Below are 22,544 nucleotides of genomic sequence, written 5' to 3'. Positions count from 1 at the left end.
CGTGCCGAGCCCAGGCAAGCCTCCCCAAAGCGCTCCCTCGATCGTCAGGGTGCCATCAGCGCAGGTTGCTGCGCTCGGTCGGCGTCAGCTGGCTCAACTGCGCCTCGCTCAACGCCATCTGCCCCAATACCTGCACCGGCCCCTTCGGATCGTAGCTGGCCGGCGTTGCGCTCGCGCCTTCGCGGGGGCGCGGCGTGCCTTCGGCCGGCTCGGTGCCGGTGCCCAGCACCCGCACCGTGAACACCGACGGCAGTGCCTGGCGCGCCGCGGCCCGGTCGCGCTGCACCGCGTCCTGCGCGGCGCTGGCTGCCTGCGACGCGGCGGCGCTGGCATTGGTCAGGGCGCCGACGTTGACCGCCGCCACCACCGGGATGCCGGTCGACTTGCCCTGCACCTGGATGTTCTCGGCATTGACCACCCGCAGCGCGGCCAGGTTGACGTTGCCCGATACCCGGATGCCGGCCTCGCCCGCGTCGATGGTGCCCAGCGGGGCGATCAGGTCGATGTCGCCGGGCGGGACCTCGGCGATCGGGTTGAGCGTGGCGATGCCCGCGCCGGTGTTCGGCGTGGTCGGCGACAGCGTGACCAGGCCCATCTCGTCGTACACGCGGCGCTGCGGCGTGTAGACCACGGTGGACTTGGAGCCGCGCCCGGCGTTGATGTCGCCCTGCGCAGACCAGCCCAGGATATTGCCGCCGAAGGTGGTGAAGATGCGGCTCTGGCCCAGCAGGATGCTGTCCTTCGCGTACATCTGCACCTCGCCCGCGCCCTGGGTCAGCATCCCCGAGCCCTCGCCCGGCACGAAGCCGCCATCCACGCCGACCAGGGTGCGCCCGCCCGGCGTCAGCACGCTGATGTCGCCGCCGAAGTTGGTGTGGATGCCGGCATCGAGCACATCGTAGAAGGGCACCTCATAGCTCGGTCTGCCCGCGGCCACCCACTCGGCCTTGGTCAGGTATTTAACGCCCGCCTTGGGACGGGTGGAGTAAATGCCATCGATGTTGTTGATGCCGCTCAGGTAGTACCGCGCGCTGCTGAACATGGTCAGGTCGCCCTGGTAGTCCAGCCTGGCGCCTTGCCGGTCCTGCTCCGGGAACAGCGTGGCGATGGCCTCGCGGCCGCGCAGGTAGCTGCCGGCGCGCGCACCGTCGGCGTCGTTGTACTCGCGGCCCGATGCCTTGAGCTCGGCGTAGTACACATTGCGCAGGTAGGCGCGCTGCTGCTCGGGCGGCAGCGCGGCGAAGAACTGCCGCGCATCCATGGTGGCCGCGTCGAAATGCAGTCCCAGGCCATTGCTGCCGCCGAAGCGGCCGGTGAGCCAGTTGACCAGGTGCAGCTGGCCGGCCAGGCCGTATTCGCGCTGCAGGTCGCGGTTGGCCGCACTGGTGCCGGCGGCCTGCGCCTGCTGGCGCGCCTGGTCCAGCTCGGCCTGCTTGCCGGCCAGGAAGGCGGGCGCGCCCGCTTCGTCGCCGCGGTAGCCGAATTCTGCGCGCAGCCAGTCGGCCAGTGTCAGCTTGCCGCCGTAGATGGTCACCGCCTTGCCCGGCTGCCCGGCCAGCGGGCGGCCGGCGTCGGCCTGGTTGGCCGGATCCAGGTAGCGCGCGGCGAAGGCCTGGAAGCCGAGACCGTCGAGCCCCCTGGCGCCCACCCCGGCAGCCACCGCGATGCCGGCGCCGCTGGAACGGTCGCCCGGCCTCACATTGGCCACCGCGCCGAGGCTCTTGAGCTCGCCCTTGTCAGCCAGGTAGAGATCGCGCCCGGCGCTCACTTCCAGCAGGCCGGGGCCGGCCACGTAGAAGCTGCCGCCGCGGATATCGCGGCCCGCCGAGACCATCGAGATATCGTCCCCGTTGTTGTGCACGATCAGGTTGCCGCGCGCGCTGCCGGCCGAGATCCGGGTGGGCCGCAGCGGCGCGTCGGGCTCGCCGCTGTAGAACATGCCGAACCAGCCCAGCGCCTCTTCCGGCGCCAGCTCGAAGCTGCCCAGGGGCGTGCCGGCATTGACGATATCGCGCCCGGCGCGGATCGCCACCGGGCCGCCCCCCTCGTACCAGGTCTCGTCGTTGCCCGGCGCGCCATTCAGGTTGCCGCGGTAGACGATGGTGCCGGTGCGCAGCCCGACGATATCGCCATCCTTCGCATAGAAGCGCGCGGGCGGCTGCCCGACGCGCGCATAGCCGGATGCCGTCGGCGGTGTGAGGCTGAACAGCGGGTAGAGTTGCCCGCTCTCCAGCGCCTTGTTGAACATCAGGCTGGGCGCCAGCGCCTGCGGGTCGAGGTTGCCGACATTGTGCGCCCCGAACCAGGCCTTGCCCACGACGCCGACAAAGGCCGGGTTGAACGGGCTGGGCAACGCGGTGGGGTCGGCGCCGGACTGCGTCACCGCATAGCCGGCGGCATAGATGGAATCGCCGGCCAGCAGTTCGAGCGCACCGGTGCCCTGCACGGCGAAGTGCGGGCTTACCGGCGACGGCGCCAGCACCAGCCCGACCGGAGACAGGTCCGGACTGCCGTTGTTCAACTGGCCCGAACTCGCGTTGCCGTAGTAGAGACTGCCGCTGGGCGCCGCCGCGCGCAGGATAGCCGGCATCACGAAGCGCCCGTCGGTGGCGCTGTGGTTGCTGCGCCGGCGCGGGTCCATCCAGGCCATCGATGGCGTCAGGTTGCCGCCCGCGCTGAACAGATCGATGGCGGTGGCCGGCGTCCACAGCGAGAACCAACTCCAGCCCTGGCCATCGTGGGCGGTGCCGTTGAGCGTGAAAGGCGTGCCGTTGTGGAACTGGGCCACGCGGCCGGGATCGCCCACGCCGCCGAGCGCCAGGTCGCCGCGCGCGTCGATGCGCACGCCGGCGTCGCCCGGCACCAGCACCGGCCCGCCGCCCGCGATCGCCGAGGTCGAGACATAGGGCTGGTAGGCGCGCGACTCCATCGGATCGGCACGGTCGTAGCGCAACTCGATGCCGCCCACCGCGCCGGCTTCGAGGCGCATCGCCCCGCGCAGGTTGACAAAGGTGCTGTTCAGGTCCAGCCGCGGGCTCTGGAAGCGGGTCTCGGGCGTGATTTCGCCACTGGAATTGGGCTGGGCACGGACTTCCGCCACCGGGTTCAGGCCGCCGCCGATGCGGATGTCCAGGTCGCCGCCGCCGGTCAGCGTCAGCTGGCTGCCATCGGCCGAAACGCGGCCGGTGCTGGCCACGGCCAGGTTCAGGCCCTGGCTGCGCGACAGGAAGCCGGCGCCATTGCCCATGCGCGACTCCAGCATGCCGGCATTGCCGCCGGCTTCCAGCACGAGATTGCCGCCGCCGAGCGTGCCGATGCCGGTGAAGCCCACCAGGAACGGCGCGGTGCCATGCAGCGCACTGGTGTCCGGAATCGCCTCCACATAGCTGCCGAAGTTGATCCACCACGCCGTGGGCACGCCCTCGCCCGCCGCCGCAGCGCTGCCAGTACCCTGGCGCCACAGCCATCCGCCCACGGCGGAGTTGTCGAAGTTGCCGCGCATCACGCCCAGCGCATCGTCCATGCGTTGCGAACCGGGCTTGGTGCCGATCACGTCGCCGCGCACGTCCCCCTGGGCGCGCACCAGCACGTTGCCGCCATGCTCGGGATACCAGGCCCGGTAGAGGCTCTGGCTGCCGCCGTTGATAAAGGGTTCGAGGAAGCCGCCCTTTTCGCCCAGCAGCGTGCCGCCGTAGCCGACCGCGCGGCGCTGGTTGTAGGCGGGACCGACGCCCGCGGCCTGGGTGCCGGCGGTATAGACGCCAAACGGCGAAGTCATGGTGAAGTCGCCGGCGGCGAGCAGGTCCAGGTCGCCGGTACCGGTGCGCAGCACGCTGAACAGCTGCTGGCGCGTGGGCGTCATCTTATCGTCGTATTCGGGCGGCGTGCCGTCGGCCACCTTGACCACCATCACCCCCAGCCCCGCGTTGTTGAAGTCGGCCACCGCCGCCTCGCCGCCCCAGTCGTCGAGGTTGATCGGCGTGCCCGCGGGCTCGCCAAAAAAGGGTTCGGCGTCCGGCCCCCAGACGTACTGGCCCGGCAAGCCGGTGCCCGGCCTGAGGACCCGTTCCGGCCCGGGGCCGTAGTGCGTATCGGCCAGCAGGATCTGCCCGCGCGTGCTGCGCGGCAGCAGCGCGCGCGTATCTGCCGCCCCCGTGTCGGCGCCGCCCACCAGCCGCATCGACCACGATTGCGAGCCCTCGGCCAGCATCGGCGCCAGCGCCCAGGTGCGGCCCTGGTTGCCGCTGGCATCGGCGGGGCGCAGCAGCACGCTCTGGGCATCGCCCGGCAGCTTCACCACGGTTTCGCTGGGGATCATCGCGCCCTTGCGCAGCGGCAGGTCGCCCGCCAGCACCACGCCGTTGACGGGATTCCAGCCGCCCATATCATTCACGGCGCCGTCGGGGAAGGGCAGCGGCACACCGGCCGGCCAGGTCATCGCGGCCACCCTGGCCGCGCCCGGCAGGCGGTTGCCCGCGTCGAGCTGCATGCCGTTCGTGAGCGTCAGCACCGCGGACAATACCGTGCCGGCGGCATGGATCACATTGCCCGCCGCGTCGCGGATGGCGCCGCCCAGCACCGTGCCGGCCGGCAGCAGAAGGTCCGCCGTGAGCGTGGCGCGCGTGGCCAGCTCGGTGCCGGCGCGCAGGCTCATGGCCTGCATCGGCAAGGCGTAGTTGAGCGCGCGGCCGGGGTTGAAGAAGGTGCCGTCGGCAAGCGTGACGGTGCCGTCGACCGGCACCACCAAGTCGCCACCCCAGGGCACGCGGCCCTTGAGCAGCATCCAGCCCTGGTCGTCCGGCGTGACCGGCAGCGCCGCGCCGTCGAAGCCGTCCGACACGCTGCCGAAGATCTTGAGGTCGCCGCCGGCGCGCAGCACCAGTGCGCCCGCCTCGCCCGAGCCGCGCACGGCGCTCTGCTGCGTATGCGGATTGACGCTGGCGTAGCGAAAGCCCGACAGGTCGATATCGCCGTCAAGGTGCAGGTCGCCGTCCGGCGTGGCGCTGACGATCTCGACCCCGGGGCGCAGATGGAAGGCGTCGGCGTAGCGGCGCAGGCCGGCCAGCCTGCGGCCCATCAGGTCGCCGTTGGCCAGCGCGTGGGCCATGAAACCGACGCTGTCGTCGTGCTTCTCGTTCAGGTAGGCCTGGGTGACGGACTGGTAGCCGCGTCCGTCGGCGGTGCCGCCGGTGACCAGCGGCGCATCGTTGTAGGTATGGAAAGCGTTGACCGTGACGGCGCGCGCGCCGTCGATCCGCACCGTGCCGGCCGCATCGATGTCGATATCGTTGCCGGTGGCGCCGCCGAGGCGGCGCGCGCTCAGCTCCACCGTGCCCAGCGACTGCGCCGCGCCGTCGGTGCCGGCACGCACATCCATGCGCGCGCCGTCTGCCAGCAGCAGCCGCCCGTTGCCGGCGTTGATGTCGATCACGGCGCGGTTGGGCGCCTCGATCAGCTTGCCGTAGCTGTCCACGCGCAGCACGCGGCCGTGCGCGTCGAGCAGCGCCGCGCCACCGATGGTGACGCCGTTGCGCGCGGCCAGGCGGATGCTGCCGGCCTGCTCGCCGCTGGCGTCGACCGTGCCGTTTACCACCAGGCGGCCGCCGTCCACCGAGACGCTGATCTCGCGCGCCTTCAGCTCGTCGCCCACCGTCAGGTCGCCCTGCTTGAGCTGGAAGCCGCGGCTGCCGTGCACCTTGCCCTCGTTCAGGCGCTGGTTGAGCCCGGCGAAGTCGGCGATATGCTGGCCGCGGATATCGGCGCCGCCGGCCGCGAACGGCACCAGCGTGCCGCCGGCATCGTAGTGGCCCGTGCTGGCGCCCGCGATGGCGCCTTGCAGGTCCACCGTGCCGGCGCCGCTGCCCACCGCCACGGCGGTGAGCTTGCCGGCGCGGTTCTCCTGGGCGGACAGGTCGATGCGCGAGCCCGCCGCCTGGCGGATATCGCCGGCCCGGCTTTCCAGCACCACGTCGCCGCCCCAGCTGTACTTGCTGACATCGAAGAAATCGATCCTGCGTCCGGCCAGGTCGAGCTGCGCGCGCTCGCCGAGCACCACGTCGCCCGTAGCCGACAGCGTGAGCTTGCCGCTGGGCAGCGCCACCGCGGTGTCCAGCGCCACGCTGCGCCCGTCGAGCGCCACTTCGGCGCCCAGCGCAGCCGCCAGCTCCTGGCTGGACAGCGGCGCCACGGCCGCGCCGGCCGGCGCGGCGACGCGGATATCCCCACCCGCGCGGATCTTGTTGACCGAGCCAGCCTGGCCGGTCAGGAGCGGCGTGTTGATGTGCAGGTTGCCGCCGCTGTACTGGTAGCCATTGGTTGCCGCATCCCATGCGCCGCGCGCCTGGTAGACCGAGAGCGAGCCCTTCTGGTTGGCCGTGATGCGGTCGCTGGCATTGAGCTCCACCTGGCCGAAGCCCAGCACCAGCCGGTCCATGTCATGGACGGTATCGGGCCGCGAGCCCGGACCGTAGCCGAATTCGATCCGGCGCGCGTCGATGGCAAGACGCCCGCTGCCCGTGCCGGCGCCGCCGGCTGCGACCTGGCCCGGCGCGGTATTGGTGCCGTTCCAGACCAGCACGTCGGTGCGGATGCGCGCCTGCGCATCCGCACCGCCCAGGCCATAGATGGCCGGCGAGGTCAGCACCAGCCGCTCCAGCGAGGACTTGCCGGTGGCCGGATCGATGGTGGACAGCTCGATCGAATCGTAGAAATTGACGGCATCGCGCGCGGTCAGCACCAGGTTTTCCAGCGCCGGCGCGCCCGTGCTGGCGTCGCCGCGCAGCAGCCGGTCCAGCACGCCCTGGTTGAGCGTGAGCCCGGGCGCGAGGGCATTGCGCGCCGCCACCGCGGCCAGCGATGCCTCGCTGCCGACATTGATGCCGCCAACCGCCAGCGATAGATTACGCGTGCCATAGCGCGCCGTGTCGCGCAAGTCGAAGGTCTGGTCGGTGACGGCGGCGATGGTGCCTTCGGAGTACAACTGCGTGGTACCGCTGCACACGGCCCCGGGCTTGCAGGCGCCGATGTCGATGCGGCCCGGGCCACGGTCCGGATCGTTGGAGGCCGCGGGCGCCAGCACGTCCAGCCAGCCGTTGGATACGGCCAGCACCGAAACCGGCCCGGGCTCGTACACGTAGCCATGGGTCGAATCCCAGGCCGCCTTGCCCCGGCCCAGCGTATTGATGCCCGCGCCCTGCTCGATGACGATGCCACCGTGCTTGTTGCTGGTGACCAGGAACACCTCGCCCGCCCTGAGCACCGCGCCTTCGCGCAGCATGATGTTCCTGCTGTTGCTGGAGAAAACCGCAACGTTGTCGCGCTGGGTGCTGCCGGTGGCGCTGACGGCCACTGCGGGCAGGCCGCCGATGCCCAGGCGGTTCGCGCCGATGGCGTTGAGGTCGTCCGCGCGCAGGGAAATCAGGCTCATCAGGCCGGTGCCGGCCACCGGAGTGGGCGCGGCGCCCGCGGCCAGGATCTCGTAGTTGCCGCTGTCGCTCAGGACCAGCGCGCTGCCGCCGTGGCCGCCCTGCGGCGTGCTGTAGTCGGTCGAGCCGGCGAAGCGCAGCGGCGGCGCATCGCCGAGCTTGCCCTTCGAGGTGTCGGGAGTGAAGTCCAGCGTGAGCGTCTTGGCGTCGCGCTCCAGCATGCTGCGCGGCACGCCGTCACGCTCGGCCCGGGCCAGGCCGAATTCGGCGTAGCTCATCTCGTTGTACTGCGAATACCGGCGCAGCACATCGGCGGACGTCACCAGCGCCTGTGTCGGCAGGGCGTCGCGGATGCCGGTATTGACCGTGCCGAGCTGCACGCCGGCGGCATACGAGCCATTGCGCATGGCCAGCGCCTGGCCTTGCGGCACGGCCTTGCTGCCGATGCCGTTGAGCTCGACGCGGAACGCGCCCGGCAACAGGGCGAAGGTCGAAGGCAGCAGGGTATAGGTGCCGGCGGGCAGGCCCGGCACGCCCGCGCCGATGGTGATCTGCCGGCCGATGGCCGGATCGCTGGCGCCCTTCTCCGCAACGATCGGCGCATAGCGTGCCTGTACGCCCGGCACGATGGCATAGACCGGGTTGGTGGCCAGCCCCGGCAGCGTGAAGCCGCCCTTCAGCGACACCTGCGCCAGCGGATGCAGGCGCGCGTCGGTGGAGCCGCCCCGGCCTGCCAGGAAGGCAGCACCCTTGAGCTCGCCGCCGCCGCGCAGGTCGAGCAGCGCATCCTTCTGTACGTCGATGGCGTGGCCCGACAGCACGATGGCTGGCCCCGCGCCCACGCGGTCGAACCCCGCATCCGTGCCGTTGTGCATATAGCTCAGGCCGTCGAGCGAGCCGCCGTATGGCATCACCAGCCCGTTGGCGCTGACCGAGGTCACGCTGCCCGGCAGCAGGTTGACCTGGCCGGTTTCCTCGCCATGCAGCTTGGATCCCACCGAGACGGTGCCCAGCGGGGCCCGCAGCACGCCGCCCTGGTTGACAGTGGGGCCGGCGAGGATCAGGCTGCCGAACACCGAATACGGCATGGCGGGCAGCGCCTCGCCCACGCGCTCGATGGTCAGGCTGCGGGCGGGGTCGAAGCCGCGCGCCGGATTGCCCCATTGATCGATGATGTTGCGCAGGCCGGCCACGACCTTGCCGCTGTCGTGCATGGCCGGGTAGATCTGCGAAGCGGCGAGCGTCAGGTTGCCGGGCTGGTACAGCACCGCGGCGTCGGACAGGCGGATATCCGAGGCGCTGCGCAGCGTCATCCGGTCGAACGCGCCGCGCTCCACCTTGAGCGGGTCGCCGGCGTTGCGGATGATCTCGCCGCGCGCGCCGATGCCGACCTCGCCCACCAGGTCGAGAAACTGCGCATCCGCGAGCAAGCTGGAGCCCTCGGCCACCAGCGGCACGCCCAGCGTGCCGGCGGCCGCGCCCGCATTCTTCGAGCCGCGCACCGGATTGGGCATGATGGTGTTGTCCGCCTGCTTGCGCGTATCGCCGGCCAGCCGCATATAGGGCGCCGCCAGGCTGACGCGCGTGGCGGGCGCGGCCTGGTCCGCCAGGCCGATCGCGCTGGCGGTCAGGCGCAGGCTCTGGCCCATCGCCAGGTTCACATCGCCCTCGAAGCTGATCAGGCCGTTGGCCAGCAGCGCAAGGTTGTCGAAGCCGCCGGCCTGGATGCGGTCCACGCCGATGCGGGCGCTGCCATAGCGCAGGGCACCGTCGCGCATGCCGGGCCGCAGCTCGGCGGCGAGTCTGCTGTCGCCCTGCACTTGCGCCAGCACCAGCTCGCGCGGCACGCGCACCTCGTCATCGGCCGCCGCGCCCTTCAGGGTGTTGCGGTCCACGTTCAGATAGACCGGCGTTTCCAGGTTCAGCGCCAGCGTGCCGCCGGCGGCGCCCTGCCCGCCCGCGGCCGCGCGCACATCGCCTTCCACGTACAGCCCGCGCATCGAGCTGGCCGCGATCACGCCGCCGTCGCCGGCAACCCGGGTCGCGCCCATGCCGGGCACGTCCAGCACCGCCATGGCGCCGGACGCGTCGAGCCGCGCGCCCGGGCGCACGATCACAAAGGCATCGGTGGCATCGACCTCGCGCGCGCCTTCGACGTGGCGCGCGCCGATTTCGATGATGCCGCCATCGGCAACCACGCCGTAAGTGCGGCCTTGCGTGTCGCGCGCGGTGACGGCGCGGCCCGCCACATCGAGCACGGCGCCGCTGCCGATCCAGATCGACTTGGTGTCGGGCTGGCCGCTCGGCGCCGCGGTGTCGGGGGTGGCACCAAGCGCGGTCTGCAGCACGGCGATCTTGCCGCCCCAGGCATTGAGCGTGCCGTCAATGGTGATCTGGCCATTGCCGCGCAGGGTCAGCGCGCGGCCCGGGTCCACCGTCACGGTGGCGCCCCGCCCAACCACCACGGGGGCCTGGCCGTACACGTTGCCGCCGGTCAGCACCAGGTCGGCGCCACGCCGCTGCGTCAGCACGGCGTTCCCGGCATCTTCCTCCCAGAGCGGCGGCAGCTCGCGCCACAGCGCCTGCTCCGGCGCGGCCCCGGTGGGCACCGCGTGGGCGCTGGCCTGGTCGTGGCGCAGCACCGGCATGTTCACGTCGATGGTGGCGCCGGCCGCGACCTGCGCGCCTTGCTGGCCGGTCACCTCGTAGCGGCCGAAGCCGGTCTGGAACAGGTTGCCGTCCAGCACCAGCAGCGGCTTGACCGCGACATCGGCGGACAGCACCACGCCGGCCGGCAGGCGGTCCCCCGCGGCCAGCTCGCGGTCCTTGCCGAACGGCGTGCCGGCCTTGATGGTGGTGCTGAATTCGGCCACCGGCATGCCGCCGGGGAACACGGCCGCGGGCACGACATAGCCCGGCGCCATATCGCTCTGCGTGCGCGTCAGCACCGTGCCCGCGGGCACCGTCATGCCCGATGAATACCAGCGTCCCGACTCGTCATAGACCACGAACGGGTTCCAGTTGACGCCCTGCGGCACCACCCAGTCCGCCCCCAGCTTGAGCGTGCGCTCGGCCGTGATCTGGATCGTCCCCGGCGCCATCTCGCCCGGCGCGGCAACATCGGACGCATAGGTATAGTCGACCGGCAGCACCGTGCCTGCCGCAATGGTGAAGGCTTGCTCCAGCGTCAGGTGCACCGGCACCGACTCGCCCGCCTTCAGCCGCCCGGCCTCGGCCAGCAGGCCGCCGCCGATGGCCACGCCCAGGCCCGAATCGATGGTCAGCGTGCCGCCGCCGCGCACGCCGTAGCCGCGCAGCTCGCCGTCCATGCGCAGGGTGCCTGAGCCGTTGCCGTCAATGTCATACTGGTTCGAGCGCAGCGCGATATTGCCGCCGCGCCCGCCTTGCAGCGAGCCGTTGGCCATCAGCGCCGCGCCCGAGGACACGTCCAGCACGCTGCCGCTGCCAAGCAGGACATCGCCCGAACTGCTGAGCTCGATGGTGCCGCCGTTGACGTAGGGCAGCCCGCCGATATCACCCGCGTCCTGCCTGAGGTTGGTCCACAGTCCGCGCGCATCCAGCATGACCCCCGGCGCCACCTTCACCACTGCCTGCCCGGCCGTCGTGGCGGCAATGGGCATGTCGAGCCAGTTGAGCGTGCTGCTCGGCCCCAGCCTGCTGACGATATCGCCCAGCGCAATGGTGCCGCCGCGCGCGGCCAGGCCGGCCTTCACCTCGACCTGGGGCGCGTGCAGTGCCAGCGTGCCGCCCGGCGCCACCGACAGCGGCACATCGACCGCAATGCCCTTGCCGGCGAAGACCCTGAACGCGCCCAGCCCCAGCCCGTTCAGCCAGCCGGCATCCAGGCGGACGTTGCCAACCAGGTCTTCAGGCAAGGCATCGTCAGCCGCCAGCCCCTGCGCGATGCGCTGCACCGCGCCGATATCGACCTGTCGCGCCACCGCCGACGGGCTCTCGCGCAGCATGCCGGTGCCAGTGTCGAACACCGGCACCAGCTTGCCCAGCACCAGCTCCCCGGCCAGCGGCGCGGCCACCTGCGCTTGCCGGTAGCCATCGAGGCCGGCGTCGCGCGCTTCGCCCTGGCGCGGTCCCTGGTACACCCTGGCCTGGATATCGCCCTCCAGCACCGCCGTGCCGGTGCCGACCAGCACGCGCCCGGCGTCCCGGCCCACCGTATAGCCGTTCTCCAGCCGCTCCTGCGGCGCGATCAGCGGGTTGTAGAACTGTTCGGTGGCGCTCTTGCCCCAGCGCTTGTGCTCGTTCTCGTAGCCGCGGTACAGGCCCAGGTAGCGGATGTCCGCCGGCGCCGTGGCCAGGTTGTAGAGTTGCCCGTCGGCGCCGCGCAGCCAGCTCTGGCGGAGCGTGCCGGTCTGCACGTTGAGCGAGCCGCCCGAGATATTGATGGCCGAACCAGCCTGCGTCACCAGTTCGCCGCCATCGAACCGCACGGTTCCGCCCAGCGCCGCCCATTCGCCGATGCCGTGGCCACTGGTGCTCAGGTAGCCGCTCACCTCCAGCAGGCCGCCGCCGGTGTACCAGCGGTCGGTGGTGTAGCCGTTGGTGCCCGCCGGCACGCGCACCAGATAGCGGCGATCCACCCACATGGTGTTGTTGTTGAGGGTCTTGGAATCGCGGTTGTCGGGCGCGTCGCGCTGCTCGTTACCCTGGACGTTGATCTCAACGTTGTTCGATTCCATCGCCACATTGACGCCCACCGCGCCAGCCACGTCGAGGATGGCGCGGTCGGCCAGGCGCGTGCGGCGCGCGGCCGCCACGCTGATCTGGCCGCCGGTGGCCAGCGCCAGCGAGTCGGCCTCGAACAGCACGTCGCCGGCCGAGGCAATCTGCACCAGCGACTGGTCGCGCCGGTTATAGCCGCCTTCGCTGAAGCTGGCGGACTCGCGCAGCAGCGCGTCGCGCTGCACGTCGAGCGCGGTGCCGTTGCTGTCATCGAGCAGGATGGCGCTGACACTGCCCGGCGCCAGCACCACCTGGCTCTTCGCATCGCCTTCGGCGCGCAGGTGCAGCGTGCCGCGCGTGTTGACCGAGGTGCTGGACAGCAGCACGCCCTTTTGCTCGACGACATGGCCCTTGAGCGTGATGTCGCCGGTGGCGGCCTGGATCAGGCCGCTGTTGCTGACGCGCCCGGCCTCGCTGCCGGGCAGCCGCAGCACGTCCACCTCGTTGCCGCGCGTGCTTGAATTCTGGTTGCTGTCTGTCCCCAGCCCGCGCCGGATGACGAAGCTGTCGCCCGCGGCCAGCACGGTCTGCCCGGCCGGGGTCACGATGGTGCCGCGGTTGTGCGCCTCGCGGCCGGCCAGCAGCACGTAGCCGCCGCCTTCGGTGACGGTCTGCGGCTTGCGCGTCTCGATGCGCGCGCCCGCCTCCACCACCACGTCGGCCGTGGCATTGCCATGGGTCACCGAGGTGGTCGACACCGCCAGGTCGTTGGCCAGCGTCGGCACATGGCCGTTGCCCTTGGCCTCGCTGTAGAGGCCCTTGTCGAACTGGGCGTTGGTCATGCCGGCGGCGGCCGCGACCAGGTTGCGGGTGTTGACCTGGCTGGTGCCGGTGAAGACGATGCCGTTGCGGTTGACGATCATCACCGTGCCGTCAGCCTTGATCTGCCCCTGGATCTTGCTGGGCCGCGCCTGCGGATCGTTGACGCGGTTGAGCACGGCCCAGTCGGGCCGCTGCTGGAACTCCACCGTGGTATTGCGGCCCACGTTGAAGGTCTCCCAGTTCAGGATGGCGCGCTCGCCGGTCTGCTCGATGGTGACGTGGGTCTTGCCGTCCACCACCGCCGGGCTTGGCTTGTTCGCGTTGATCCAGCCGGCGGTGAGGCTGTTGGTGTCGACCTTGAGGCCGCCTTCGGCCAGGCCATCGGGCACCGAAGGCTCCCGCGCCGCAGCCTGCCGCGCCGCTTCCTGCGCGGCCTGCATGGCGGCAATGCCCTGCGCGGCCTGGCCCAGGTTCTGGATCGAGCGCTGCAGCTGTTCATTGGCGCGCTGCTGCTGCGCCTGCGGGCTGGTCAGCGCCGCCGCGGGGGTGCCGTTGGGCAGGCGGCCGGTGGCGGCCGCGCTGTCCTGCATCATGTTCTTCTGCGCCATCCAGGCGCGGCTGAACGGTTGGGCGGCATGCGCATTGGCCAGCATGCCTCCCGCCGCCACCAGCAAGGCCACGGCCCGGGCCAGCGGCCTCGCCTCCGGTACAGCCAGCCTGAACCTGGCCTTGTGCCGCGAAAGCATGGTCCTGTCGTCAACGCGCATCTGCATGGTGCCCTCAATCCCGTCAAGCAAGTTGGCGGACCAGTGCACGCTTCGGAACGATGCGGCCCGGTCCTGTCGTCATTGCCACCGGCGGCGCCTGCCGCCGGTGCTCCTGGGATCTAGACTTTTTGGCGCGCCCGAATCGGCAAGCTTTTCCTTGAAGATTTCGTGACAGCGCCGCCGGGGCATCACCCGTTCAGGAAAGCAGCACCACGCCACCGGGCAGGTGGCGCGCGCTCAGGCCAAATGACTGCTGGATCTGCGCGATGGCCTTGTCGAGCGCGCGGATCTGGAAGCGGCCCGTCACCGGCCTGGCGGCCAGTTGCTCATTCATCAGCACCAGCTTGCCACTGCGGTAGCGGTTGAGTTCATCGACCACATCGCGCAGCGGGGTGTCGGCAAAGCGCAGGTAGCCCTCGCGCCAGGCTGGCATGCGCGCATCGTCGACGCTGACCACGCGCGCCAGCGCGCGCTCGTCGTAGGCCACCTGCTGCCGCGCCGACAGCGTGGCCATGCCGGCTGGATGTGCCACTCGCACCAGCCCCTGCAGGCAGGTCACGCAAACCCCCGCGGTGGTGTGGCGCACCTCGAAGCGCGCGCGCGTGGCGATGGTTCGCCCCGCGCCCGCCAGCACGGCAAACGGATGGCGCGCCTCGGCCATGTCGATGGCGGTCTCGCCCGCGATCAGGTCGATGCCGGGCACGCGGCCCTGCTGGCGCACGGCAATGCTGGTGCGCGTATTGAGTTCGACGGTGACATCGCCGGCCAGCGCCAGCCGGCGCTGCTCGCCGGCCACGGTACGGTAGTCGGCGCGCAGTTCGCGCGCCGACGGCCACAGCCCAAGCGGCGGGTGGATCAGCGCGGCGGTGGTCGCCGCCGCGGCGCCAAGCGCCCCGCCGAGAAAGGCGCGGCGCTGCCAGCGCACCGGCGTGGCCCTGCGTGCCGGTGCCGGTGCCGGCCTGGCATCGGCGCGTGCCGCGTCCGGGTCGCGCTCCAGCACCAGCCGGCCGGCCGCCGCAAGCTGCTCCCAGCGGCGCTGCGCAGAGGCAAAGGCCGCTGCATGCGCGGGATCGGCGCGGCACCAGCGCCGCAGCGCATCGCCATCGGCGTGCGTCATCTCTCCTGTCGCGATCTGGCGCGCCCAGCGCAATGCTTCGCGCTCGACCCGGCTCAGGCCGCGTGGCTGTTGTAGCGGAGGATTCATGGTGGATGTCATGGCGTTGCGCAAGCTCCCCGTCCTGTATCGCCTGCATACAAGACGGTTCTGGCGCCACGGATCGGCACGGTTTCTTCAGTCATGCTTTTCCATGTGGGCCACGCAGTATTCGTGGGCACGCTTGAGCTCCAGCCCGATCAGCCGCGCCGACACCCCGAAGCGCACCGCCGCCTCCTGGTTCGACAGCTCCTCGACGCGCACCGCCAGGAAGATCGCACGCCGCCGCGGCGGCATCCTTTCGATCAGGCTTGCCAGCGCCGCGACCTCGCCGCGTGCGGCCACGGTCTGCGCCGGCCCAGGCGCGGGATCGACGATCTCCGTCATCAGGGACTCGAGCTCGTCCGCACTCATGTAGCGGCGGTCGCGCTGCAGCCGGTCCAGGGCCAGGTTGGTGGCCATGCGCATCAGGTAGGCCGCGGGACTCGCGACCGGGCCGTTGGCGTCATTGCGGTCTTCCAGATGGACCCAGGTGTCGTGCAGCGCGTCGCTGGCCAGCTCCGCCGAGCCCAGGCGCCAGGTCAGGCGCCGCTTGAGGTCTTCGTAACGCTGGGTGAGCAGCTCGCGCAGGCTGGAACGGATGCTCTCGCTCATCGGCTGTCCCGCTGCGCTTCGCATGGCGAGGCGCAGCCCTGGCCCTGCTCGCATTGCACCGGCCGCACCAGCAGCACGAACGGTTTTTCCGGCTCGGCCGGCGCGCGGCCGATGTCGACCTGCCGCACGGCCTGCACGATCGCGGCATCGCGGCCGCGGTCGCCGGTGGTGTCGAGCAGGCGCGCGCGCCGCACGCGGCCCGCGCCATCGATGTGCACGGCAAGCGCCAGCCGGTAGGTGCCCAGCGCCAGCGAAGGGCGCGCGCATAGCGCCTGACGGACATGCGCCTGCACCAGGCCATGGTAAGGCTGACGCGCGGACGGCTCGCCCTGCGCATCGGACGACGCCGGTTCCTCGCCGGACGGCACCAGCACGAACGCGTCACCGGCGGCGGCCCGGGCGGCAAGCCCCGTGCCCTGCAGCAGGCGGTGCAGCGCCTGTTCCGGCGTCAGCGTGCCATGCACGGCATGCGAGGTGCGGCCTTCGGCCAGCTCGGAGGGATAGAAGACAGACATATTGGTCTGCGCGTCGTAACGCGAAAGCGCCGCCTTCAACGGTTGGGCTGGCAGGTCAAAGGCCATCTCCGCGGCGGCCCTGCCCACGCCTGGCCACGCCAGGCTCGTTGCCAGCGCGATGGCCGCGGCGCACCCTGTCAGTGCGCGCGCACCGGTGGAGGCAGCCAGACATGCCATGGAGATCGGATGACCTGTTCATAGGGGTGCGTGCCGGTCCGGCGCAGGCATTGTGTCCGCCCGGATCCTTCGATGCGGCCGGCGGCGTGGCCGGCGCGATCATCGACTGGGATCGTAAAGACCCCGTATGACGTTGGGATTACAAGGCAAAAAGGAGGACAGCGCGCCCCCGGAACACCTTTTCCTTCGCGCCGCCCTCGAAGCCGTGCGCCTGCCTGGCCGCTGCAGCGGTCAGGCCTCGGCGACGGCGGTGGCGGGGCGGCGGGCTGCAGCCCGTCGGCCCCTTCCGGCGCTTCCGGCCGGTAGTTGCGCAGGTGCAGGAAGAACTGGCCCATCATCTGCGTCCACAGCTGCAGCGATACCGACAGGTATTCCGCGCTGACGCCGCCGGTCACCATCACGTCCATCTCCAGCACGATGAAATCGCAGTGCGCGGCAACGCGGGCAAAGCGCCGGCTGCGATGCCATTCGGCCAGCAGCGCATCGGGCAAGGTGCCACCCTCGACCCGCAGCGGGCAGCTCAGCGTGAAGTCCAGGTACTGGCCGGTCGCCAGCCGGTTGCCCCACAGCACCTGGAAGCCGATGCCGTGGCTGGCGCTATGCAGGCGCGCAACGCCCTCCTCTTCGATGATGTTGACGGCGCAGCCGGCCGCACGGATGGCCTGGGCCACCTGCTCGGCATTGACGGCGGCAAGCAGCGCCGGCGCGGTGGCTTCGGCGGCAACGGAAACGGATTCGGTCATGGCAATTCCTTGAAAGCAAAACGTGGTACGGCAAGGCAAGGCGTCTTGCCGCGATTCATGTCACAGGCGCGGCACGGCGGTGCCGGCTTCGCCCTTGGGCTCGGCCGCGGCCTTCGCCGGCGCGGCATCCGCCTGCGGCGCTGCGGCCTCGCCGGTGCTGCGCGCGTCGAAACGGCCCTGGTAGAGCTTGTCGCCGTACTCCTGCGCGATCTGCTCGTAGCGCACGCGGCTCTGGGCCGCGAACGGCTGGCGCGCGGCCAGCACGGTGCCCAGGTCCACGGTTTCGTAGGCACGCAGGATGTCCTGGCCGGCCGCGTAGAGCTGGGCGTTGGCCGCCTCGCAACGCGACAGTACGGTCTGCCGCGCCGTGGCCTCGGCCGCCAGGCGCTGGCGTTCGGCTTCCAGCCCGCGCGCCATGCGCAGCAGCTCGTCGTAGGCGCCGCGGTACTGCGCGATCTGGCTGCCGGCCTTCTCCGCCACGGCCTGGCTGTGCTGCTGGGCCTGGCGGGCGCTGCCGGCCAGCTTGTCGCGCGCGTCGCGCTCGGCGGCAAGCTGGGCGCGCGCGGCGTCGAGCTCTTTCCTGAGCGTCCCGGCATCGCCGCCGCCCGCGCCGCCGCGGGGGGACTGGCCCGCCTTCAGCGCCGCCAGCTCGTTCTGCGCCTGCTGCAGCTGCGTGGTGGTGATGCGCAGCTGGTTGCGCAGGCGCTCTTCCATGCTCTGGCCCTGCTGGGCATGGGCGGCGCCCGCCGCCAGCGCCAGCAGCAGCGCCACGGCCTTCATGCGGCAAAGGAGCGTTGTGGACACGGCATCCTCCTTAGAAGCGCGCATTGACTTCGACCTGCAGGGTATCGATCGACAGCGGCGGGCCGAAGACTTCCTTGGTCGAGATCCAGCGGCCGGTCACCCAGGCATTCTTGTCGAAGGCATAGGAGCCGCCCAGGTAATAGCCACGGGCATTGGTGCCGCCCTGGTGGAAGGTCGGATCGTTGTAGCCGTCGGGCATCGCATCGGGCTCGATGCGCTTGTAGCCGGCCAGCACGTTCCAGTCGCCGCGTGCCGCCGGGCTGGGCTTGCCGAAGGTGGCCTGGAACATATAGGCGTTGCCGCCGCTGCGGAAGTCCGCGCGCGTGGTGCCGCCGCTGCCGCCGAAGTTGTTGACGATGCCGCCGTTGGCGCGCGTCCACATGTCGTCTTCGTTGTAGGCCAGGTTGCGGATGTAGTTGGCGTCCAGGCGCAGGCCGTAGCCGGCAACCTTGGTATCCCAGCGCAGGTTCAGGTCGATCAGCTGGAACTCCGAGGCCAGGCCCACGTACTGCGGCTGCGGGGTGTTGGCCGGATCGAGCGGGTTGAGCGCGATATTGCGCAACAGCATCAGGGTGTTGCCCTTCTGCATGAAGGCCGGCCGGGTCCAGTCGGTACTGCAGCCGTCGGCGCCGGCGTACAGCGCACAGGGCTCGGAAACCTTGCCGCTGACGTTGCGGAAATCGTAGTAGGCCAGCGCGCCGCGCAGGCGGTTGTCGGTGTTCACCTTCCAGCTGGCGCCGAACTGTGCGCCGAGCAGCCACTTGTTCTCGCTCTTCATCTTCTCCTGGCTGTGCTTGGGCGTGCTGTCGGCCGAGTACTCCAGCGGGATGAAGCCAAGCGTGCCGAACAGCGACACATCCTTGTCGGGAATCGCCTTGTCGAACTGCGCCGCGATCCCGTCGAAGTTCAGGTCGTTCGAGAACAGCGTGTCGCTGGAGACAAAGGGATTGCCGAAACGGCCGCCGGTCAGGTTCACCCACTCCGCGGGCCGGTACGACAGCCAGCCCTGGTCCAGCCACACATCCTTCTTGGCCAGCCCGCCGCCCAGCGTCTGGTTGGTCGAGACCGGGCTGTCATCGTTGCCGGTGGCGATGCGCACGCCGGCCTTGACGCTGTCCGAGATGTCGGCCAGCACGCCCAGGCGGGCGCGCGCGCGCCACTGGTTGGTGCGGTTCTGGCGGGTATTGAGCAGCGGCGGCAGCGTCAGGTTGGTGTTCGGGTTGACATCGAAGCCGCTGCCGTCGTTGATGGCGGCCCAGTCGATCTGGATGTCGCTGTTGTTGCCCGAGTAGAAGCGCGATTCGTTGCGCACGCGCACATCGCCTTCGATATGGATGCGCTTGGTCCACTCCGGCGTCTCGTTGGGCGCGGCCCAGCCTTCGGCCTTGGCCTGGGCCATGACCTCGCCCTTGACCTCGTCGCGGATCTGGTCGCGCACGGTCTCGGGGATATAGGGCACACGCACGTCGCCCGCAGCGGCGCGCGCGGCACCTGCAGTGGCGGCACCGGTGGCGGCACCAGCGGCAGCGCCCGCGGCGGGCGCCGCCGCCACGCGCTGCGCCTGCTGCGCAGCCATGGCTTCAGTCTGGGCCTGGGCCAGCAGGGCCTCGCCGGTGTTCTTGTCGAGCGCGCCGCTCTGGATCAGGCCGCGGATCAGCTTGACCATGGCGCTCTCGGCCGGCGCCGCGGCTTGCGCATGGCTGGCACCCGCGGCGCCGAGCAGCACGGCTGCCACGGCGGCGGCCAGCACGCTGGCGCGGCCCGCGTGGCGATGGGGATGGACAAAGTGGTTCATCGGTTCGTTCGGAAATCTGTTGGGATGAAGAGAAACGTCGGGCCGGCGCATGGCCAGGCCTTCAGGACATTCATGGCCGCCGGCCCTTGATCGACATGCGCATCGGGAACCGCAGCGATGCCGGTGGCCGCTCGTCGGCACGGAAATCCCGCACCATGGCAAGCACCGCCTGGTCGGTCGTGGCATTGCCCGAGCTGCCCGCCAGTTCGACCCGGGTGACGCGGCCCTCCGCGTCCAGCCAGAGCTCGATGCGGATGTCGTCGAAGGCCAGCTGGCGGGTGCGCTGGTCACGCACAAAGGCTTGCTGCAAGGCACTCGAGACATAGGCCGAATAAGAGCGGCTGCCCAGCCCGCCGCCACCGCCCGTCATGCCGCCACCACCACCGGCGCGGATGCCAAAGGCATCGGTGCCGGCCTCGGCGGCGCCGTCGATGGTGACCGGGTCGCCCAGGTCCTGCGAGGGGCTGGGCGGGCTGTCGTCCTGCGGCGCTTCAGCGGGCTCCGCGGGCTTGGGCTCGGGCTCGACCACTTCGGGCTTGACCGGCTCGGGCTCGGGCAGCTTCTCCGGCTCGGGCGGCGGCGGCGGAGGAGGCGGCAGCACCAGCGTGGGCGTGGCGGGTGCCTCGCGCCGGGTGGCTGCCGTATCCGACAGCAGGTACCAGATCAGCGAGGCCAGCGCGGCGAACACCAGCGCGCCGCTCAGGAGCCCGCCCCAGCGCCGCCACAGCGCGGCGGCGCGCTGCGCGGGCACGGGCATGGGTTCGCGATGGTTCACGGCTCCGCTCCTTATGCCGGCTTGCCGGTCACCAGACCGATCTGGTTCAGCTCGATCCGCCGCAGCAGGTCGAGCACCTCCACCACCTTGGCGTACTGCACCGAGGCATCGCCGCGCACGATCACCGGGAAATCGGGCGACAGCGCCTTCTCGGTGCGCAGGCGCTCCTCCAGCTCGGCCAGCGTGACCGGGTAAGCGTCCAGGAACACCTGCCCCGCGTTATCGATGGTGATGGCCTTGGTCTTGGGCTTTTCCAGCGCGACCGAGGCGCTGGCCTTGGGCAGGTCTACCTTGATGCCGGGGATGCTGGCGTTGCTGGTGAGGATGAAGATCACCAGCACCACCAGCAGCACGTCGACAAAGGGCGTGATATTGATGCCGCCCGTGCGCTTCCTGACGCCGAACCTGGTTGCGTTTGCCATGATTGCCGGCCCCGCTCAGGCGCGCTGCAGGACCGGGGCGCGCCGGCCCTCGCCCTGCTCTTCAGCCAGCCGCGTGGCGAACTCGTCCACGAACACGGCCATGTCGGCGCCGATGGCGTCCGAGCGCGAGGCCAGCCAGTTGTAGCCGAACAGCGCCGGAATCGCGACGCCCAGGCCCGCGGCGGTACACAGGAGCGCCGCCGCCATGCCCGGCGCGACTGAGTTGATGTCCACCGCGCCGGCCATGGCCGCCACCACGAACACCAGCATGATGCCAATCACGGTGCCGAACAGGCCCACATAGGGCGCGCCTTCGATGGTGGTGGACAGCCAGTTCATGCGGCTGGCCATGCGCTCGTTCTCGCGCACCATCACGCCGTCCATGGACGCGCGGATGGCGCTGATGGTGGCGTCGGTGACCGCGTTCAGGTCGTAGCCGAGCTGGTGCCGGCGGTGCAGCTCGTCCACGGCGACTTCATACAGGCGCCACAGCGACGAATGCTCGCGGACCTCGGCCGGCACCCGGTTGGTCTTGGCCAGGTGGTCCAGCGACACCCCGGAGGCCTCGCGGAAATGCTCCATGAAGGCCGCATTGGCGCGCGAGACCGCGCCGAAGTTGCGGCCCTTGCCGATCATGATGGCCCACGACAGCGCCATCATGATGCCCAGCACGCCCACTACGATCCAGGCGTCCAGCGGCATGGCGGCGAGGATATAGCCGAAGTGGCTCTTGCCCGCCTGCTGCTCGTCCGGACCGAATACCACCAGGCGCGAATCGGCGCCCTGCGAGACGGCGTCGGCCAGCAGCAGCGCGGCCGGGCGCGCCACCTTCGACACCCGCACTTCATCGATGGCGCCGGTGAAGGCACCCTGCCCCGCGCTGTCCGCGCCGATGAAGGCGGGGGTGTTCATGGCAGGCAGCGCCGCCTCCAGCGAGGACGCGGCGCGGCCGGCCACGAACAGGGTCACGGTCTTGCCGTCGGCGTTGACTGCCAGGTGCGACCACTGCCCGGCCTGCACCGGCTGGCCCGGATTGCTGCGCCGGCCATTGACCTGCACGAAGGGGACGCCCTGATCGATGCCGACCAGCAATTCACCGGCGCTGTCGCGGCGGGCATAGACCAGTTGCTGCGGACCCAGCTGGTCAGGCCGCACCCATGCGGAGAGCGCGAACGGCGCGCCCGCCTGCAGCGCCAGCGAAGGCGACGCCGGCAGCGCCAGCGCGGCGGCGCCAAGCTGCGCGCCCTTGCCGATCACGGTGCCGTCCAGCGACGTCACGGCGGTCTGGCTGTGGTTGCCATAGGCCGTGGTGTCGCGCGCCGGCGCATTGCCTTCGGCAAAGTGGTAGACCAGCGTGAAGTCCGGATCGAAGCTGCGCTGGCCGTTGCCGGATGCAGGCGCCTTGGGATTGCCGTAGTACATCCACAGCTGTTGCTTGGCGCCCGCCGAGACCGCGGGCACATCCACCCATACCAGCGCGATGCCCAGCAGCGGATCGAACTGCTCGATCTGGTGGTTCAGCACGGTCTTGTCGTCGCCGGCGACAAAGCGCAGGTCGGCGCCGGTCTCGCTCACGCCCTCGAAGCTGAAGTTGCCGGTATGCAGGCGCAGCAGCACCGGGGTGCGGCCGGCATCGCCGCCGATGGCGCCGCCCTGCGGGCCGGCATCGATGGTGACGGGCTTGCGGTAAGCCCAGTCGGGCTGCCACCAGGCCTGGGCCAGGCCCGGCAGGAGCAGGCTCGCCAGCGCGAGCAGCAGCAGAAGGGAACGTCGCATGACAATGGTTCTCCGT

The 22,544-nt window shown here is 70.8% G+C and carries 10 protein-coding genes; all 10 read right to left on the bottom strand.

The window, feature by feature from the left end:
* Positions 1-55: 55 nt before the first annotated feature.
* The 10 genes from RS901_RS12470 to RS901_RS12425 all read right to left on the bottom strand — a co-directional run bounded on the left by RS901_RS12470 (position 56) and on the right by RS901_RS12425 (position 22,528).
* Positions 56-13,720, bottom strand: coding sequence for a filamentous haemagglutinin family protein (locus RS901_RS12470; RefSeq protein ID WP_316149063.1), 13,665 nt, complete (start codon positions 13,718-13,720; stop codon positions 56-58).
* Between the two features lie 190 nt (positions 13,721-13,910).
* Positions 13,911-14,918 carry a FecR family protein gene (locus RS901_RS12465; protein ID WP_316149062.1) on the bottom strand — a complete coding sequence of 336 codons (1,008 nt, stop codon included), beginning with the start codon at positions 14,916-14,918 and terminating at the stop codon, positions 13,911-13,913.
* Between the two features lie 87 nt (positions 14,919-15,005).
* Positions 15,006-15,521, bottom strand: coding sequence for an RNA polymerase sigma factor (locus RS901_RS12460; RefSeq protein ID WP_316149061.1), 516 nt, complete (start codon positions 15,519-15,521; stop codon positions 15,006-15,008).
* A complete protein-coding gene (locus tag RS901_RS12455) occupies positions 15,518-16,213 on the bottom strand; it encodes a secretin and TonB N-terminal domain-containing protein (protein WP_316149060.1) in 696 nt (231 codons plus the stop codon). Before RS901_RS12455 ends, RS901_RS12460 begins: the two co-directional genes overlap by 4 nt.
* Complete coding sequence (locus RS901_RS12450) at positions 16,174-16,956, bottom strand: YbjN domain-containing protein (protein ID WP_316149059.1); 783 nt, start codon at positions 16,954-16,956, stop codon at positions 16,174-16,176. The genes RS901_RS12455 and RS901_RS12450 overlap by 40 nt, the downstream gene beginning before the upstream one ends.
* 60 nt (positions 16,957-17,016) lie before the next feature.
* Positions 17,017-17,760: a hypothetical protein gene (locus RS901_RS12445; RefSeq protein WP_316149058.1), complete on the bottom strand. Its 744-nt coding sequence runs from the start codon at positions 17,758-17,760 to the stop codon at positions 17,017-17,019.
* A gap of 10 nt (positions 17,761-17,770) precedes the next feature.
* Positions 17,771-19,555 carry a putative porin gene (locus RS901_RS12440; protein WP_316149057.1) on the bottom strand — a complete coding sequence of 595 codons (1,785 nt, stop codon included), beginning with the start codon at positions 19,553-19,555 and terminating at the stop codon, positions 17,771-17,773.
* Positions 19,556-19,625: 70 nt separating this feature from the next.
* A complete protein-coding gene (locus RS901_RS12435) occupies positions 19,626-20,330 on the bottom strand; it encodes a TonB family protein (protein ID WP_316149056.1) in 705 nt (234 codons plus the stop codon).
* 11 nt (positions 20,331-20,341) lie between these two features.
* A complete protein-coding gene (locus RS901_RS12430) occupies positions 20,342-20,752 on the bottom strand; it encodes a biopolymer transporter ExbD (protein ID WP_316149055.1) in 411 nt (136 codons plus the stop codon).
* A 15-nt stretch (positions 20,753-20,767) separates the two neighbouring features.
* Complete coding sequence (locus RS901_RS12425; RefSeq protein WP_316149054.1) at positions 20,768-22,528, bottom strand: DUF2341 domain-containing protein; 1,761 nt, start codon at positions 22,526-22,528, stop codon at positions 20,768-20,770.
* Positions 22,529-22,544 lie beyond the last annotated feature (16 nt).

It is taken from the genome of Cupriavidus sp. BIC8F (genome assembly GCF_032465815.1).
GTDB lineage: Bacteria > Pseudomonadota > Gammaproteobacteria > Burkholderiales > Burkholderiaceae > Cupriavidus > Cupriavidus necator.
Note: the sequence above shows the minus strand (reverse complement) of the source record. Positions and strands in the feature narration are given on the sequence as shown.

What these genes read in the sequence shown, in the direction of transcription:
- RS901_RS12470 (WP_316149063.1), bottom strand. Translation starts at nt 13,720, where the DNA reads ATGCAGATGCGCGTTGACGACAGGACCATGCTTTCGCGGCACAAGGCC.
- RS901_RS12465 (WP_316149062.1), bottom strand. Translation starts at nt 14,918, where the DNA reads ATGAATCCTCCGCTACAACAGCCACGCGGCCTGAGCCGGGTCGAGCGC.
- RS901_RS12460 (WP_316149061.1), bottom strand. Translation starts at nt 15,521, where the DNA reads ATGAGCGAGAGCATCCGTTCCAGCCTGCGCGAGCTGCTCACCCAGCGT.
- RS901_RS12455 (WP_316149060.1), bottom strand. Translation starts at nt 16,213, where the DNA reads ATGGCATGTCTGGCTGCCTCCACCGGTGCGCGCGCACTGACAGGGTGC.
- RS901_RS12450 (WP_316149059.1), bottom strand. Translation starts at nt 16,956, where the DNA reads ATGACCGAATCCGTTTCCGTTGCCGCCGAAGCCACCGCGCCGGCGCTG.
- RS901_RS12440 (WP_316149057.1), bottom strand. Translation starts at nt 19,555, where the DNA reads ATGAACCACTTTGTCCATCCCCATCGCCACGCGGGCCGCGCCAGCGTG.
- RS901_RS12430 (WP_316149055.1), bottom strand. Translation starts at nt 20,752, where the DNA reads ATGGCAAACGCAACCAGGTTCGGCGTCAGGAAGCGCACGGGCGGCATC.
- RS901_RS12425 (WP_316149054.1), bottom strand. Translation starts at nt 22,528, where the DNA reads ATGCGACGTTCCCTTCTGCTGCTGCTCGCGCTGGCGAGCCTGCTCCTG.